Source organism: Allosphingosinicella sp., assembly GCF_036387615.1.
Taxonomy (GTDB): Bacteria; Pseudomonadota; Alphaproteobacteria; order Sphingomonadales; family Sphingomonadaceae; genus Allosphingosinicella.
Window position 1 is genome coordinate 1 of the sequence record NZ_DASVTH010000022.1, and the last position, 16,866, is coordinate 16,866.

At 65.5% G+C, this 16,866-nt stretch carries 12 protein-coding genes; 8 read left to right on the forward strand and 4 right to left on the reverse strand.

Annotation, left to right across the window (positions count from 1 at the left end; all coding sequences use genetic code 11):
* On the forward strand, window positions 1–1,033 hold a 1,033-nt coding region (locus tag VF631_RS03135; protein WP_431848813.1), incomplete at its 5' end, for an MFS transporter.
* Window positions 1,034–1,037: 4 nt separating this feature from the next.
* Here the strand turns inward: VF631_RS03135 and VF631_RS03140 are convergent.
* Window positions 1,038–1,175, reverse strand: coding sequence for a hypothetical protein (locus VF631_RS03140; protein WP_431848814.1), 138 nt, complete (start codon window positions 1,173–1,175; stop codon window positions 1,038–1,040).
* Window positions 1,176–1,259: 84 nt separating this feature from the next.
* Complete coding sequence (gene ctlX / locus VF631_RS03145; protein ID WP_431848815.1) at window positions 1,260–2,222, reverse strand: citrulline utilization hydrolase CtlX; 963 nt, start codon at window positions 2,220–2,222, stop codon at window positions 1,260–1,262.
* 124 nt (window positions 2,223–2,346) lie between these two features.
* Between ctlX and VF631_RS03150 the strand changes: the two genes are divergently transcribed.
* The 4 genes from VF631_RS03150 (at window position 2,347) to VF631_RS03165 (ending at window position 6,192) form a co-directional block, all read left to right on the forward strand.
* Complete coding sequence (locus VF631_RS03150; RefSeq protein WP_431848816.1) at window positions 2,347–4,239, forward strand: DUF885 domain-containing protein; 1,893 nt, start codon at window positions 2,347–2,349, stop codon at window positions 4,237–4,239.
* A 122-nt stretch (window positions 4,240–4,361) separates the two neighbouring features.
* Window positions 4,362–4,541, forward strand: coding sequence for a hypothetical protein (locus VF631_RS03155; RefSeq protein ID WP_431848817.1), 180 nt, complete (start codon window positions 4,362–4,364; stop codon window positions 4,539–4,541).
* Window positions 4,542–4,685: 144 nt separating this feature from the next.
* Window positions 4,686–5,840 carry an alanine racemase gene (locus tag VF631_RS03160; RefSeq protein WP_431848818.1) on the forward strand — a complete coding sequence of 385 codons (1,155 nt, stop codon included), beginning with the start codon at window positions 4,686–4,688 and terminating at the stop codon, window positions 5,838–5,840.
* A gap of 76 nt (window positions 5,841–5,916) precedes the next feature.
* Window positions 5,917–6,192 (forward strand): DUF3297 family protein, encoded by a 276-nt coding sequence (locus VF631_RS03165; protein ID WP_431848819.1) that lies wholly within the window; start codon window positions 5,917–5,919, stop codon window positions 6,190–6,192.
* Between the two features lie 7 nt (window positions 6,193–6,199).
* Here the strand turns inward: VF631_RS03165 and VF631_RS03170 are convergent, their stop codons facing one another.
* Window positions 6,200–8,143 carry an asparagine synthetase B family protein gene (locus tag VF631_RS03170; protein WP_431848820.1) on the reverse strand — a complete coding sequence of 648 codons (1,944 nt, stop codon included), beginning with the start codon at window positions 8,141–8,143 and terminating at the stop codon, window positions 6,200–6,202.
* Between the two features lie 143 nt (window positions 8,144–8,286).
* Window positions 8,287–8,427 (reverse strand): hypothetical protein, encoded by a 141-nt coding sequence (locus VF631_RS03175; protein WP_431848821.1) that lies wholly within the window; start codon window positions 8,425–8,427, stop codon window positions 8,287–8,289.
* Window positions 8,428–8,801: 374 nt separating this feature from the next.
* On the opposite strand from VF631_RS03175, the gene VF631_RS03180 reads away from it, so the two are divergent.
* The 3 genes from VF631_RS03180 to VF631_RS03190 all read left to right on the forward strand — a co-directional run bounded on the left by VF631_RS03180 (window position 8,802) and on the right by VF631_RS03190 (window position 16,854).
* Window positions 8,802–9,956 (forward strand): helix-turn-helix transcriptional regulator, encoded by a 1,155-nt coding sequence (locus tag VF631_RS03180; protein WP_431848822.1) that lies wholly within the window; start codon window positions 8,802–8,804, stop codon window positions 9,954–9,956.
* Between the two features lie 253 nt (window positions 9,957–10,209).
* Window positions 10,210–13,518: a beta strand repeat-containing protein gene (locus VF631_RS03185; RefSeq protein WP_431848823.1), complete on the forward strand. Its 3,309-nt coding sequence runs from the start codon at window positions 10,210–10,212 to the stop codon at window positions 13,516–13,518.
* 81 nt (window positions 13,519–13,599) lie between these two features.
* The gene (locus tag VF631_RS03190; protein ID WP_431848824.1) at window positions 13,600–16,854 is read left to right on the forward strand and encodes a beta strand repeat-containing protein; all 3,255 of its coding nucleotides are present in this window, start codon (window positions 13,600–13,602) and stop codon (window positions 16,852–16,854) included.
* Window positions 16,855–16,866 lie beyond the last annotated feature (12 nt).

Sequence of the window (16,866 nt, forward strand, 5' to 3'; positions counted from 1 at the left end):
CATCCGGTTCGTGAAGACGGCCGAGATCTTCATCATGATCGGCGGCGCGGCGGGGCTCATCCTCCACAATATCCCGCTGCTGATGACTGCCCTGTTCGCGATGGGCGTGCATTCGAGCTTCTTCGGGCCAATCAAATATGCGGTCCTGCCGCAGCACTTGAAGAGTGACGAAGTGCTCGGCGGGACCGGTCTCGTCGAAGCGGGTACCTATGGCGCGATCCTGCTCGGCACGATCGCGGGCGGCCTGCTCGGGCGCGAGCATGGCGAGTGGGCGGCGGCCGGCGTGCTGGTGGTCGCGTTGATCGGGCGCGTGGTCGGCGGGACGGTGCCCCCTGCCCCGCCCGAGGCGGACGCGCCGCCGCTCAAGATGGACTGGCACATCATCCGCGCCTCGATCCGGCTGGTGAACGCGACGCTGCACATCCCGCGGCTGTTCCTGGCGATCCTGGCGATCAGCTTCTTCTGGGCGATGGGCGCGATCCTGGCGGCGCAGTTCCCGCCTTTGGTCAAGAACGTGTTTCACGCCAACGAACAGGTTGCGACGCTCTTCCTTGCGGTTTTCTCGATTGGAGTGGCTGTCGGATCGGTGCTGATCAACCGGCTGCTGGCCGGTCGGGTCCTCGCAAAATACTCGCCGGCTTCCGCGATCGCGATGGGGCTGTTCGTGCTGCTGCTCTACTGGAACGCGCTCGATTGGCCGGTTCAATCCGGGCCGCTGCTCGACTGGAAGAGCTTCATCGTGATCGGTCAGGCCGAGCTCGTCCTGCTCGCCCTGTTCGGCGTCGCGGTTGCCGGGGGCATGTTCGTGGTCCCGCTTTATGCCTTCCTGACGACAACGGTGCCCAAATCCGAGACCGCCCGCACGGTGGCAGCCAACAACATCGTCAATTCAGGCGCGATGGTGCTGTCGGCAATTCTGCTGACCGGACTCGTTTTAGCCGGGGTTTCGGTCGAGGGCACCTTGCTGATGGTGGCGGTGGCGAGCATTGGAGCGGCCTGGATCGCGCAAAAGCTTCACCTCGCCTGCGATTGAGCCCTCAGCTCAGCATCGTCCAGAAGAAGATCAGGCCCGCCGCCCAGCCGACGAGGAACTCCTTAGCGCTCTGCAGGTGGTCGCCGCGAAGGGCCTCGGATTGGGTGTGACGCAGGACGATGGCGCGGCGGGTGGGGTGCATGGCGACCGGTTAACCGGCGCTTCACCATCGACGCAAGCGGCTCGTCCGAGGCGTCCCGCTACGGAACAGCCCGGACGGTTCAGCCTACGATCTGGGCAGATGAAGTTCTGCAAGCATGCACCGCACACCGCCCCCGCCGACCGCCTCGATCGTCGGGATCGGGCTCGCCACCAGCTCGCCCGACAGGGTCTCAAGCGCCCGGCGCTGATCGGGGCGAAGGCTCGCCAGCGCGCCAAGCGACATCGCGACGAGCGGCCGTCCGTGCTGGTCCTCCAGTTCGAGGATGTTGCCGGCAAAGCTCATCATCTGCCCGCGCGTGATCTCGATCACCACGCGGCCGCCCGCCTCCAGATCGTCGAGCAGGAGACGGCGCTGGTGTGGGGCGATGCTTTCGACGCAGACGACGGCGAACCGCGCGCCGAGGCTCATCATCACATTGGTATGGTAGAGCGGAAAGCCATCGGCGCCGGTGGCCGCGAAGGTAAGCGTCGAGTAGCCGGTCAGAGCGTCGAAGCGGGCGATCACCGACAGATCGGTGCGTTGGCTGAGGCAGGCATAGGCACGGCGGCGCGGGCGGTCGAGGACCAGGCTGCCCGTGCCTTCGAGAAAGCGGCCCTCTCCTTCGTGCGCGGTAAGGTCGACGTGGTGGGACATTTCGAAGCCGCGGTCGACCAGCATCGCGTCAAGCGCGTCGAGGCGGCGCTCGGTCCGCCGATTCGGGGCGGCCATCGGATAGGTGACGAGCATGCCGTCCGAGTGGAAGGAGACCCAATTGTTGGGGAACACCGCGTCCGGGCTCGGGCAGGCAGCCGGGTCGGGCAGCAAGTGCACCGCCACTCCGGCACGTTCGAGACATTCGGCGAGACCATGAAACTCGCGGCGGGCGCGAGCGGCCGTGTCGGCTCCAGCGGCCGAGGCCGAGGAGAATCGGTTGGTCGCCGCCGTCTCCGAGTTGAAGCCGAAACGCGTCGGCTCAACCATCAGCACCGACGCGCAGGTCTGCCGCTCGCCCGCAAACGCAGGCGCGATCCGTTCGAACTTGCTCATGAATCCCCTTCCCCAGGGGCAAGACTAGGCGGTCCATGCGGGGGCGCAAGATCTTTGTTCCGTTAGCCACGCACGGGCGGCCGCGCTACAAACGGGCTAACCGCCGCCAAGGAGCCAGCCGCCCGTGAACACCGCCCTGCCCCTCGTGACGCTGTTGCTGACCAGCGCCCTGCTTGCATCCTGCGCTCCCACGACGAGCGACGTGACCGCGTTGGACCGTCCCGCGCCTCCACAGGTTCAAGCGCAAGCGGCAAGCGCGTCCGACGCCGACATGAGCAGCCAGGCCGATCCCTCGAAGGAGGACGCAAGGCTGCTCGCCTTTCTCGACCGCGCCTTCGACGAGGCGGCGGCGCGCAGCCCGGAGCAGTTGACGGCGCTCGGCCGCAAGGAGCGCTACAACGAACTCGACGACTATACCGACCGGGCGAATATCTGGCAGCGCGAGTTTTCGGAGCGCCAGCTCGCCAGGATGAAGTCGGAGTTCGACTACAAGCGGCTGAGCCCGGCCGGCCAGCTCAGCTACCGCTTGTTCGAGCAGAATGTGCTGAACGGCCGCCGAAACTTCGAATGGCGCAACCACGGCTTCCCGGTCTCCACAAACGGCAGCCCGGCTGGCGGCATCCCCGTCTTCCTGATCAACCAGCACCGAGTCGACACGGTAGGCGACGCCGAGGCGTACATCTCACGCCTGCGCGCCGTCGAGCGGGTGATGGGCGAGGTTTCGGCCGAGATGCGCGATCAGGCGCGGCAGGGGATCGTGCCGCCGGCGTTCAACTTCGCGCCGGTTCGCGAGGATGCGCGCAAGGTGCTGGCCGGGGCGCCATTCGACAGCGGGGCCGACAGCACGTTGCTGGCCGACTTCACCAAGAAGGTGAACGCACTCTCCGCGCCGGCCGAGGTCAAGCAACGACTGATCGCGGACGCGCGGACCGCACTCACGGGGCCGTTCCGGCGCGGCTACAACACTTTGTTCGCTGCCATCGACGAGGTGGGGCGCAGTGCGCGGGGCAATCAGGGCGCCTGGAGCCTGCCGCGCGGTTCGGAATATTATGCGAACCGCCTGCGGCTCTATACGACGACCGATCTCAGCGCCGATCAGATCCACCAGACCGGGCTGGACGAGGTTGCCCGCATCCAGGGTGAGATGGAAGCAATCAAGCGGCGCGTCGGATTCACCGGCACGCTCCAGCAATTCTTCGGGCACATCAAGACGAGCCCGCAGTTCAAATATCCGAACACGGAGGCGGGCCGGCAGCAATATCTGAAGGATGCGAACGCATTCATCGCGCAGGTGATGGCGAAAGCGCCGGCTTACTTCTCGGTGCTGCCGAAAGCGGCGCTCGAGGTGCGCGCGGTCGAGAAGTTTCGCGAAGGCACCGCGCCGGTCGCCTTCTACAACCGGCCGACGCCCGACGGGTCCCGGCCCGGCATCTATTACGTGAACCTGGCCGACATGACTCAGGTGCTGAAGCCGCAGATCGAGGGTATCAGCTATCATGAGGGCGCGCCGGGGCACCATTTCCAGATCGCTCGGCAGCAGGAGTTGGGCGCCATGCCGAAATTCCGCCTGTTCGGCGGCTATGGCGCCTATGCCGAAGGTTGGGGGCTCTATTCCGAGCGGCTGGCTCGCGAGATGGGCTTCTACCAGGACCCCTATTCCGAGTTCGGGCATCTGAGCCTGGAGTTGTGGCGGGCGGTGCGGCTCGTGACCGACACGGGCCTGCACCACAAGAGATGGACGCGCGAGCAGGCGATCAAGTATTTCCAGGACAATTCGCTGCTCAGCGAGCGCGACATCGTCAAGGAGGTGGAGCGCTACATGAACTGGCCGGGCCAGGCGACCAGCTACAAGATCGGCCAGCTCAAAATCGTTGAGCTTCGGCGCAAGGCGGAAGCGGCGCTGGGCAGCCGGTTCGACATCCGCGCGTTCCACGAGGCGGTGCTGAGCAACGGGGCGCTGCCGCTCGACGTGTTGGAGCAACAGGTGGATGCCTATATCGCATCCGCCAAAGGCTGAAGGAGAGAGACGATGGCCAAGGGACAAGCGAAGAGCAACAAAGAGGCCCGCAAGCCCAAGAAGGAGGTCAAGAAGACGATCGCTGCCAACCCCTCGACCAAGGGCACGGTGGCGAAGGATTGATGGCGGAAAACTTCACGCGCCACCGCCAGCCCTGGAAGAGCGAGGAACTGGCCAAGCTCAAGACGCTTGCGGCCAAAGGCATGGGCGTCAAGGCGATCGCCAAGGCGCTGACCCGCAGCGAGGAGTCGGTGCAGGATCGGGCCAAGGCCGACGGCATCAAGATCGCCAAGCTGCGCTGATCCGGATCCTGGGACCACGATCGCCGGCCCGGACTTGATCCGGGCCTGGGCTCGCATCACCGGGTCAGTGCGTGCTGCCGAGAGAACAAGGGAAGCCCTGCCCCGGATCAAGTCCGGGGCGACGTCGGAACGAAAGGTTGGTTTTTGGCGGAGACTGAGCGCACGGACGCGATCGGCGGTCTCCACACCCCCGCTCTGCTGGTCGACCTTGCCGCCTTTGACGCAAACTCCGCACGGATGCGTGAATCGCTCGTTCGGGCGGGCGGAGCCGTGCTGCGGCCGCACCTGAAGACGGTGAAGAGCGTACCGGCCGCGCTGCGGATGCTAGGCGGCACGGACGCGCCGATCACCGTTTCGACTTTGCTCGAAGCCGAGCAATTCGCGGGAGCCGGATTTCGCGATATCCTCTACGCCGTGGGGATCGCGCCAGCGAAGCTCGGGCGGGTGTGGGAGCTGCGAGGGCGCGGCGTCGACCTGTCGGTGATCCTGGACAACATCGAATCGGCGCGGGCGGTGGCCAGGTCCGCTCAAGCATCCGGCGATCCGATCCCGGTGCTAATCGAGATTGACAGTGACGGCCACCGGGCGGGCGTACGGCTTGACGATTCGGCGCTCCTCCTCGCGATCGCCGAGGCGCTCCGCGCCGGCGGCGCCGAGCTGCGTGGGGTCATGACGCACGCGGGTGGCTCCTACGCTGCGCGTTCGGGAGAAGAGATACGCGCTGCCGCCGCTCGGGAGCGTGATGCCGTACTCTCGGCGGCGTCCATTCTGCGCGGAAACGGTTTCGCTGCTCCGGTCGTAAGCGTTGGCTCCACGCCGACTGCACTTTACCCCGCCGGTCTTGCCGGCGTGACGGAGGTCCGCGCCGGCGTATACCCCTTCATGGATCTTGTCATGGCTGGGCTGGGCGTCTGCCGTTTGGAGGATATCGCCCTGTCCGTGCTCGCGACGGTGATCGGCCATCAGCGCGACAAGGGGTGGATCCTGGTGGATGCCGGCTGGATGGCGATGTCGCGTGATCGCGGCACCGCGAGTCAAGTCGTCGACCAGGGCTATGGAGTTGTTTGCGAAGCGGACGGGCGACCTTATCCCGACCTCATCATGGCGAGCGCCAATCAGGAGCACGGCATCCTGTCTGTCCGCCCGGGCTCGGCGGCTGGCCTCCCCGACCTGCCCGTCGGCAGCCTGCTGCGGATCCTGCCCAACCATGCCTGCGCGACGGCGGCGCAGTTCGGCGGCTACCATGTGCTGGAGGGCGGCGCCGCGGTGGACCACTGGCCGCGCTTCAACGGCTGGTGAGATCGGCCGGCATTGCTTCGCCTCCTGCGATCAATGACGGTTGAAGCGGCCACGCGGGTGCGCCAAAGGGACGGCGATGTCCGACACTCCTCCCGACCGCCTGTCGCTCAATCCGCGCAGCCCACACTTCGACGTCGATCTGCTCCGCCGCGGAATCGGCATTCGCTTCAAGGGGCAGGAGAAGACCAACGTCGAGGAATATTGCGTCAGCGAGGGATGGATCCGCGTTGCCGCCGGCAAGAGCCTGGACCGGCACGGCCAGCCCGTGACGATCAAGCTGTCGGGTCCGGTCGAGCCCTACTTCCAGGATGTGGCGGCTGAGGGCTCAGGCGTAGGCGAGGCCGAGAGCTGAGGTGCGATCAATCCGGGCAAACCGGCCCGGAGGCAGCGAAGCCGCGATCCATCAGCTTGATGAAATAAGCTGACGAAAGAGCGTTCAGCACGACCGCATAGTCGCAGAACACCGCGGGCCTGTGCCAGTCCGAGGTCGGCCATTCGTCGATCAGCCTGCCGAGCAGGTCCATGTCTATGATGGATCTTGCAGGGGCACAGTCGACGACGCTTTCGAACACCGCCTTGCATTCCTCCCTGGTGATATGCTCATACCAGTCCGCCGACTGATAACCTCGGCGCGAAGGGTAAAGCACTTGGGGCGGCAGCCGGTCGGCGAGCACGGCGCGGGCGAGCGGTCGGCGTACTCCGTCCTTGATCAGCATCTCGGTCGGCAATGACAGGCAGAACTCAAGCAGGCGGCGATCACTAGTGGGATCGCGCTCGTCGATGCCCCAGCGTGCCAGGGCGGACTTGCGGCTGCCCCCGTGGCTTTGGCGCCGCAAGAGCATCAGCCTTACGGCACGACTGTCCGCAGCGGGCTTCGAGCTCCAAAACTCGTCAGCGGATCTGGCGGCGACCCGTTCCTTCAGCGGCGCCGTCAGCAGGAACGGCGTGCCGAGACGCGTGTCTTCGTCCAAAGTGAGCTTTACGACCAGATCCCAGAGCGGCTGCGGCACCCAGGCACCCCAGGAGGCCGCCAGCAGGCCCCTCCAGCGGACGTTCTCGTTCCGCTTGAAGCCCTTCGCTTCGCGCAGCCAGGTCAGCCATTTACCTTCGCGCACCAGATCGGCAAGTTCGTTCACGCCGCCTGCGCTGATCGACATGTTTCCGTTCTCGCCGGTCAAGAGCACAGATATCCCGCGCTGCGAAACATCGCGGTTGATGGCCGTCCACCAGCCGGCATTCTTGATATTGCCGAGCGGCTGCTGCGCGTACGGGGTCATGTCCTGCATCGCTGCGACCGGTGACACATTGTCAGGACGCATGATCACATGCTCGATGTTCGCGTGGCAGGAGGCCGTGATCGCCGCCACGCCGCTTTCGTCGGCGATGCGGCCGCGCGCCGGGAGCCCGTCAAAGCCAAGTCGGGGTGCGGAGGTGTAGGCAGTCACCTGTCCGCCGCTGCCGCCTAGGATCCGCGCCGCCGTGGTCGTGACGGCGCTGCTGTCATAGCCCGAACTGAGGTGGGAAGCGACGGCGCCGTCCGCTCCCCGCAGACAGGAACGCACCGCCTGATCCACTTGCTCGCGATAAGCTTCGACATAGTCGCCGAACGATCGGAGCTTGAGACCGCCAAGGCTCGGGTTCCAGTAGCGGTCGGACCGAATGGCCCCATTCGAGAAGCTGAGCAGATGGCCAGGCTCGACGCTGCCGATGCCATCGAAGAAGCTCCGATCCAGAGAGGGACGAAGATCGCTGAGAAAGTCGGCGAAGCGCTCGGAGTCGGGGGCCGGCTTTGCACTGTCGAGCGCCAGGATACCGCTCGGCATCGAAGCGAAGGCGAAATGATCTTTTGTCCGGCTGAAGTAGAGCGGACGCTGCCCTAGCGGATCGCGGGCGAGGAGCAATTCGTGCTCGGCTGAGTCCCACAGCGCGAAGGCGAAGTCGCCGGCGATATGGTCGACCAGCTTGGGCCCCCACCGCTCGTAACAGGCGAGAAGCAGCGCCGAGTCGCTCAACGTGGAGATGCGGCTGGCCGGCTCACCGAGGCTCGCCAGGAGGGCTTCGCGATTGTCGAGGCGGAGGTCGGCCGCAAGCAGATATCGGCCGCCGCCGCCTACCAGCGGCTGGCGATCATGGTCATCCTGTGGAAGCAGGCGGTATAGCGCGCGTCCGAAGGCCGTGACGTCGCTGGCGCGGCACGAGGAAGAGTGAGGTCCGTAAAGGCTCTGCGCGTCCAACATGCGCTGGCAAGGCGCGAGCGGATCGCGGCTCCGGTCATACGAGATGAAACCGCAGATGGCGGTCATTCATGGCACCACTTCGCTTGGTGCTCGAGCGGGCTCGCTCCCAAAGAACGTGCCCTTCCGATCCTCGAGCGCCGACACTCAGGATCGCAGACAAGCAAAAGCGGCACCGCAACGCGGCACCGCTTTTTGATTTTATCAGTTGATCAGGACAGAGCCGTGCCCGGACCGGTGCCGCTATCGCCGCGAGTGCGAGTCCCGTTCTCGGCGGCACCTGCGTTGAGGCGCTTCATCTCCGGCTTCACCCAGCTCTTCGCCGGGGCGGCGACCTTTTCGAACTTCTTCATGCCCAACAACTCCCTTTGTTGATCGTCCATTAACCGGATTCTTACAGCCGAGACACCCCCATTTGAGGTTGCCGGGCATCCAGACGCTATCTGCCACCGTCCAGTGCAAAGAGCAACAGCTTGTCACTGCATTGCCCACCGCTCGTCTACGGTCAACGCGATAATCCGCGGTGTACGGGAGAGGTTCCCCGGATCCTTCTTCACAGGAACAGACAACAGGAACAGACAAAGCGCCTCCCAGACCCACTCGCGTCAAGCCGCTGCCAACCAGAGACGCACGGCCGGGACGACCTGATCATTGCCGGCCGAGGGCGCGACTTGAAGCCTCCCACGCTCGCTGGTAAGCTGCTGGCAGGGCAAAAAGAGAAAAACGCATGGTAAGGGACGAGGCGCCGACCGAAGGCCTGTGGCCGCATTGGACGGCGATCGATCCGGCCGGTCCGCGCGTGTGCGTGAGCGCGGACGAAGAGATACAGCGTTTGCTCGATAGCCTGCTCTCTGCCCTTCGCGCGGCCGGCGCGCTCCTTACGCTTCATGTTGATGCCAATTCCGGGTCCATCGAGATCGGGCGCGCGGGCAAGCTGCAATTGTCGGACGAGGACTGGGCGACGGTCGGGCAGCTTGCCGACGGCGCGGGGGGCGGCCGTCGTGGCGCCCGGACCGGGGTTGAGGCCAGCGACTGGATCGCCTGCCTGGTCAACCAGCGCGCCTGGCAGGTGCTGCGGGTTCCGATCGGCAGCCGTCGTGGGCGTAGCCGGGTGACATTGAGCCTGTTGTTCCGCAATCCCAGCACCAGCGACCGCGAACTGGTCGAGAACATGGTCAAGCAGCTCAGCCCGCTGGTGGAAGGCTATTTCCGCCTGTGGCAGCGCAGCCGCGTCCAGGCCGGCGGCGCCGTTGGCATGCGCTCCGCGCTGGACATGGTCGACATGGGGATACTGCTCTTGAACAAGGCGGGCAAGGTCATGTTCGTGAACCGCGCCGCCGATGCCGTCCTGAACGATGGCGATCATGTCCGCCTGGCCGGCGAGGTCCTGATCCCGACCGACCTCAACGACGCCGTCAAGCTGCAGGTGGCCGTGAATCACGCACTCGCCGGCAATGCGGTACTCGCCACCGGGCGCGGCCACCAGCGGCGCGCGCCGATTCTCGCGCTGCGGCCGGAGCGGTCGGAGCGATCGCTTCTGCTGTGCATCTTCCCCGCCGCCGAGCCTGCAGTCGGGCCGGAAGACGCCGCGCTGATGATCTTCATGCTCGATCCCAATCGCGATTTCGACGATCAGCTTCAGCCGGTCTGCAAACTCTACGGCCTGTCCCCTGTCGAGACCCGGCTGGTTTGCCTGATCACGGCGGGGGCGTCGCTGCAGCAAGCGGCGAGCACTATGAAGATCAAGGAGCAGACCGCCCGCTCCTACCTGAAGATGATCTTCATGAAGACGGAAACCAAGCGTCAGGCCGACCTTGTCCGCCTGATGCTGTGCAGCCTGGTGCGCACCAAGGGCGAAGTTCCGCTGCAAGTCGTGGAATAAGCGGGCCGCCGCGGACGCCTCGGCCCTCCCCCGCACGACCCATCGTTCGAACGCCTGAGCATTGCTCGTTAACCTTTTTGACGACCGGTCTTTTTTTGAAACACACCCCTGAATGGGGGGGTAGGTCGCACCGACTCCGGGGAATTGGTGAACGCTTCCTTACCGGGTATAGCCGGGGACGGTTTCGGGTCTAACTCACCCGTTAAGAGCCACGATTAACGTCGGATAAAACCGATCAGGGAGGTTAAATAACATGAAAACCAGTCACTTACTCGCGACCACTGCGCTGGCCGTGCTGCTGACCAGCGGCGCTTCCGCGCAAGTCACCGTCGGCGGCGACGCTGCGAACGGCGGCAATGGCGGCAATGGCGGCGCAGGCGGCGCCAGCGGAGCCGGCGGCGCTGCCATCGGCGGCGCAGGCGGCACGGGCGGCTCGAACGGAGCCGTGACCTCGGGCGGTGCCGGTGACGGCGGCGCGAATGGCGCGACGACCACCGGTGCTGGGGGCGCCGGCGGAACCAGCGGCGACTCGACTGGCGGCAACAGCGGCACGGCGACAAGCGGCCCAGGCGGCACCGGCGGTGCGGGCGGCCTTGGAACGGGTGGTGACGGCGGCGACGCTGACGGCGGCGACGGCGGCGATGGTGGGTCCAACACTGCGACCGGCGGCGCCGGCGGTGATGGCGATAGCGGCGGCCTCGGCGGCGCTGCCACGACCGAAACGGCAGACGGCGGTGCGGGCGGGATCGCTCTCGGCGGCGCCGGCGAGATTGGCGACGGCGGCGATGGCGGCCTCGGCGCGGAGAGCGGCGCGGCGACGAGCGGCGCTGGCGGCTCCGCCGGCGGCATCCTGGGCGGCGCGGCCGGCGGGGCTGGCGGCGCGAGCGGGATCGCCACCAGCACCAGCGGTGACGGCGGCGACAGCGGGGCTGCGGCTGGCGGCACTGCGGGCGCAGGCGGTGACAGCGGAGTCGCGGTCGGCGGTGGCAGCGGCGATGGTGGCGTAGGCGGCATCGGCGGCGAAGGCGGCGATTCGATCCAGGCGGCTGGCCAGAATGCGATGGACCAGGCCAATAGCGACAACAGCAACGACGCGGGCGAGAACGCCGCCAGCGGCGAAGGCAGCGTTATCGACTCGAGCAGCGACGGCAACACCGCAGATGGCAGCAACGGCTCGGCTTCGGGCGACGGCGCGGTGACCAACAACGCCACCGGCGAAGGCTCTGCCGTCAACGGCTCGACGGCGGTTTCCGACGACGGTGCTGACGGCAACACTGCCGACGGCAGCAACGGCTCGGGCTCGGGCGCCGCAGTTGTGACGAACGATGCAACCGGCGCTGGTTCGGCCACCAACGGCAGCACGAACTCGAACGACGAGAACGGCGACGACGAAAATGACGGCAACGGGGCTACCGCAGACGGCAGCAATGGGTCCGCTTCAGGCCTGTCGACGTCGACCAGCACCTCCGAAGGTCAGGGTTCGGCCAACAACGGTTCGACCGCGACGTCGGACAATGGCGACGATGGCGATGCGGCTGCGGGCGACACCGCGGCCAGCGGCAACGGCATTGCCGTCGACCTTAGCAATGACGGCAACACCGCCGATGGCAGCAACGGCTCGAACTCGGGCAGCGGTACGTCCGAGAGCGATGCGAGCGGTGACCAGTCGGCCAACAACGGCAGCACCAACAGCAATGACTCCGTTGCGGGCGACAGCTCGGCGACGGGCAACGGCGTGGTGACCGCCAACGAAGAGAATGGCGACGACGAGAACGACGGCAACGGCAACGTTGAGGCCGGAGACAGCGCTGCTTCCGGCGTCAACAACACCGTCAACGCCAACGAAGAGAATGGCGACGACGAGAATGACGGCAACGGCGATGCCACGGCCGGCGACAGCGCGGCGTCAGGCAACGGAAATATCGTCAACGCCAACGAAGAAAATGGCAGTGACGAGAATGACGGCAACGGCAACACCGCCGACGGCAGCAATGGCTCGGCTTCGGGCCAGTCCACGGTGACCAACAACGCAACCGGCGCTGGTTCTGCGACCAACGGCAGCACCAACAGCAACGAGAATGGCAACGACGCCAACAACAACAGCACGGCCGGCGGAGAGAACGCCTCCAACAATGGCGGCACGTCGACCATGGAGAATGGCGACGACTCCAACAACAACAGCACGGCCGGCGGAGAGAACGCGTCCAACAATGGCGGCACGTCCAATATGGACAACAGCACCGAAGAGAATGGTGACGACGCCAACAACAACAGCGATGCTTCTGGCAACAACGCCTCCAACAACGGCGGAATTTCGACCCAGGAGAATGGCGACGATGCCAACGACCTGTCGTCGAGCGGCGACAATTCGTCGAACTTCGGCGGCACCTCCACCCAGGACAATAGTGACGCCTCGGGCAACAACGCCTCCAACAATGGCGGGACCTCGACGCAGGAGAATGGCGACGACTCCAACAACAACAGCACCGCCGGTGGCAACAACGCCTCAAACAATGGCGGCACGTCCAACCAGGAAAATGGCGACGACGCCAACAACAACAGCACGGCGGACGGCAACAACGCCTCCAACAACGGCGGCACGTCCAACCAAGACAACAGCACGGCCGGCGGCAACAACGCCTCCAACAACGGCGGCACGTCCAACCAGGACAACAGCACGGCCGGCGGCAACAACGCCTCCAACAATGGCGGGACGTCCACCCAGGAGAATGGCGACGACTCCAACAACAACAGCACGGCCGATGGTCGCAACGCCGCGAACAATGGCGGCACCGTCACGGACAATAGCGGCCAGGACAACAGCCAGGGCCGCGGCGCTGACAACAACAACAACAGCTCGGCCGATGGTCGGAATGCTGCCAACAATGGCGGAACGAGCGAAGACAATTCGTTCGTAAGCGCCGAGAACGATCGCAACGGCGACAATCGCAACAACAATAACGGCGACGCCAACGGCAATCATGCGGCCAACAACGGCTCGACCACGACCGACAACAGCGGTCAGGACAATAGCGATAACTCGTTCGTCAGTGCGGAAAACGACCGTAACGGCGACAATCGCGACAACAACAATGGCGATGCATCGGGCGATAACTCGGCCAACAACAACAGCTCCGTCACGGACAATTCCCTGACGAGCCGTGACAACGACAATGTTGGCAACAATCGTGACAATGCCAGCGGCCGCAACTCGGCGACCAACGGCGGCACGAGCATCGACAACAGCTTCGTCAGCGAAGGCAACGACAATAACGGCGATGCCCGCGACAATGACAGCAGCAGCCAGGGCAATAGCGACAACGTCTTCGGCAGCGGAGCGACTGTGGCTAATTCCGTTCTGTCCAGCCATGTCAGCGGGGTGAGCGTCAATTATGCGACGGCCGATGGCTCGGCTCCGATGCATGACGGCTCGATCAACGTCGGCGCCAATGCGTTCGCGAACGCCAACGGCGTCATCTCCGTCAACTTCAACACCGGCGTCGGCGCCTCGCAGAATGCGAGCTCCAGCGTTGCGGTGGGCAGCGTGACGATGCCGCAATAACCAAGACACACTGGGAGGGCGGTGCTGTGCCGCCCTCCTCTCTACAGTTCAGAAGAAACACTCTCAGGGAGCATCCCAATCATGAAAACTTCTCATCTTCTCGCGACCTCCGCGCTGGCCATGCTGCTGGCGAGCGGCGCGATGGCGCAAGGCGTAACTGTCGGCGGAGCGGCTGGCCCGGGCGGCGCCGGCGGCGCTGGCGGAGTCGGTGGTGACACTGGTGATGGCGGCGACGCCACTGCCGCAGCCGGCGGAAACGGCGGCTCGATCGGTCCGGTGACGACCGGCACCGGCGGCACCGGCGGCGTAAACGGCGACACCACAAGCGGTGATGCCGGCGAAGGCGGCGATAGCGGCGCTGCGACCGGCGGCGACAGCGGCGACGCGGCAAGCGGCGATGGCGGCGACGGCGGCATTGGCGGCGCGGGCGCAGGTGGTGACGGCGGCGATGCCGACGGCGGCGAAGGTGGTGCCGGCGGCACCAATAATGCCACCGGCGGCATTGGCGGCATTGGTGGCGATGCCGGTACCGGCGGAGACGGCGGAGACGCAATGACCGGCACCGCTGATGGCGGCGACGGCGGCGTTGCCGTCGGCGGGGTCGGCGCTGCGGGCACTGGCGGCCTCGGCGGCGAAGGCGCCGCGAGCGGCATCGCGACCAGCGGGCCTGCCGGGGACGCATCGAGCGGCGAAGGTGGCGAAGGCGGCGAGTCTGGCGCTGCCACCAGCACCAGCGGCGCGGGTGGCGCCAGCGGCGACGCGACCGGCGGCGCGGCCGGCGACGGCGGGATCGGCGGCACGGCAGTCGGTGGCACCAGCGGCACCGGCGGTGCTGGCGGCGAAGGCGGCGACGGCGGCGACTCCGTCCAGGCGGCCGGCCAGAACGCTACCGGTCAGGCCAACAGCGACAACAGCAACGTCGCGGGCGAGAACAGCGCCAGCGGCGCGGGCGATGTCAGCGACGACAGCAGCGACGCCAACAGCGCCGACGCCAGCAACGGCTCCAATGCGGGCAGCGGCGTCGTCGGTAACGATGCCACTGGCGACGGCTCGGCCACCAATGGCTCGACGGCGGTGTCGAACGACGGTGCCGACGGTAACAGCGCCGACGCCAGCAATGGCTCGGGTTCGGGCAGCGCGGACGTGACCAACGACGCAGCCGGCGACGGCTCGGCCACCAATGGCAGCACGAACTCGAACGACGAGAACGGCGACGACGAGAATGACGGCAATGGGGCTACCGCGGACGGCAGCAATGGGTCCGCTTCGGGCCTGTCGACCTCGACCAGCACCTCCGCCGGTGATGGTTCAGCCAACAACGGCTCGACCGCGACGTCGGACAATGGCGACGATGGCGATGCGGCTGCGGGCGACACCGCGGCCAGCGGCAACGGCACTGCGCTTGACGCCAGCAATGACGGCAACAGCGCCGACGGCAGCAACGGCTCGAACTCGGGCAGCGGCTCGTCGACCAGCGACGCAACCGGGGCCCAGTCGGCCAATAACGGCAGCACCAACAGCAATGACTCCGCTGCCGGCGACAGCTCGGCGACGGGCAACGGCACGGTGACCGCCAACGAAGAGAATGGCGATGACGAGAACGACGGCAACGGCGACGTTGGCGCTGGTGACAGCGCTGCTACCGGCGTCGGCAACACCGTCAACGCCAACGAAGAGAATGGTGACGACGAGAATGACGGCAACGGCAGTGCCGCGGCCGGCGACAGCGCGGCGTCGGGCAACGACAACGTCGTCAACGCCAACGAAGAGAATGGCGACGACGAGAATGACGGCAACGGCAACACCGCCGACGGCAGCAACGGTTCGGCTTCGGGCCAGTCCTCGTCGACCAATGACGCGAGCGGCGATGGTTCTGCAACCAATGGCAGCACCAACAGCAACGAGAATGGCGACGACTCCAACAACAACAGCTCGGCCGACGGGGTGAACGCGTCCAACAATGGCGGCACGTCGACCCAGGAGAATGGCAACGACGCCAACAACAACAGCTCGGCGGACGGGGTGAACGCCTCCAACAACGGCGGCACGTCCAACCAGGACAATAGCACCCAAGAGAATGGTGACGACGCCAACAACAACAGCGACGCGTCGGGCACCAACGCTTCCAACAACGGCGGCACCTCCACTCAGGAGAATGGCGACGATGCCAACGACCTGTCGTCGAGCGGCGACAATTCGTCGAACTTCGGCGGCACCTCCACCCAGGACAATAGTGACGCCTCGGGCAACAACGCCTCGAACAATGGGGGCACGTCGAACCAGGAGAATGGCGACGACGCCAACAACAACAGCTCGGCCGACGGCAACAATGCTTCCAACAATGGTGGCACGTCGACCCAGGAGAATGGTGACGACGCCAACAACAACAGCACGGCCGACGGCAACAACGCCTCCAACAACGGCGGGACGTCAAACCAGAACAACAGCACGGCTGAAGGCAACAACGCCTCCAACAACGGCGGCACGTCGACCCAGGAGAATGGCGACGACGCTAACAACAACAGCTCGGCTGACGGTCGCAATTCGGCCAACAATGGCGGCACGAGCACCGACAATAGCGGCCAGGACAACAGCGTGGGTCGCGGCGACGACGGCAACAACAACAGCTCGGCGGACGGTCGCAATTCGTCGAACAATGGCGGAACCAGCACGGACAATTCGTTCGTGAGCCGCGACAATGACGACAATGGCGACAATCGCGACAACAACAATGGCGACTCCGACGGTAGCCATGCCGCCAACAACGGCTCCACGACCACTGACAACAGCGGTCAGGACAATAGCGACAACTCGTTCGTGAGCCGCGACAACGACAACAATGGCGATGCTCGCAACAACAATAACGGCGACGCTTCCGGTGAGCATTCTGCCAACAACGGCAGCACGGTGACCGACAGCTCGACGACCAGCGTCAATAACGACGACAATGGCAGTGATCGCGACAACGCCAGCGGCCGCAACTCCGCGACCAACGGCGCTTCGGTCGAGGACAATTCCTTTGTCAGCCGCAACAACGACAATAACGGCGACAATCGGAACAACGACAGCAGCAGCAAGGGCAATAGCAGCCAAGCCTTCGGCGACGATGCAACGGTCTCCAACGCAGTTCTGTCCAGCCATGTCAGCGGAGTGACGGTGAATTTCGCCAGCACCTCCGACGCGGCTGCCTCGACCCATGACGGTTCGATCAACCTGGGCGACAGCGCGTTCCAGAACGCAAACGGCGTCCTCTCCGTCAACTTCAACACCGCACATGGCGCTTCGCAGAATGCGAGCTCCAACGTGGCGGTCGGCAGCGTGACGATGCCGCAATAACCAAGGCTACCC

Excerpts from the sequence above, each read along its gene's own strand:
- VF631_RS03185 (WP_431848823.1), top strand. The coding sequence starts at position 10,210 with ATGAAAACCAGTCACTTACTCGCGACCACTGCGCTGGCCGTGCTGCTG.
- VF631_RS03165 (WP_431848819.1), top strand. The coding sequence starts at position 5,917 with ATGTCCGACACTCCTCCCGACCGCCTGTCGCTCAATCCGCGCAGCCCA.
- ctlX (WP_431848815.1), bottom strand. The coding sequence starts at position 2,222 with ATGAGCAAGTTCGAACGGATCGCGCCTGCGTTTGCGGGCGAGCGGCAG.
- VF631_RS03140 (WP_431848814.1), bottom strand. The coding sequence starts at position 1,175 with ATGCACCCCACCCGCCGCGCCATCGTCCTGCGTCACACCCAATCCGAG.
- VF631_RS03190 (WP_431848824.1), top strand. The coding sequence starts at position 13,600 with ATGAAAACTTCTCATCTTCTCGCGACCTCCGCGCTGGCCATGCTGCTG.
- VF631_RS03175 (WP_431848821.1), bottom strand. The coding sequence starts at position 8,427 with ATGAAGAAGTTCGAAAAGGTCGCCGCCCCGGCGAAGAGCTGGGTGAAG.
- VF631_RS03170 (WP_431848820.1), bottom strand. The coding sequence starts at position 8,143 with ATGACCGCCATCTGCGGTTTCATCTCGTATGACCGGAGCCGCGATCCG.
- VF631_RS03155 (WP_431848817.1), top strand. The coding sequence starts at position 4,362 with ATGGCGGAAAACTTCACGCGCCACCGCCAGCCCTGGAAGAGCGAGGAA.
- VF631_RS03180 (WP_431848822.1), top strand. The coding sequence starts at position 8,802 with ATGGTAAGGGACGAGGCGCCGACCGAAGGCCTGTGGCCGCATTGGACG.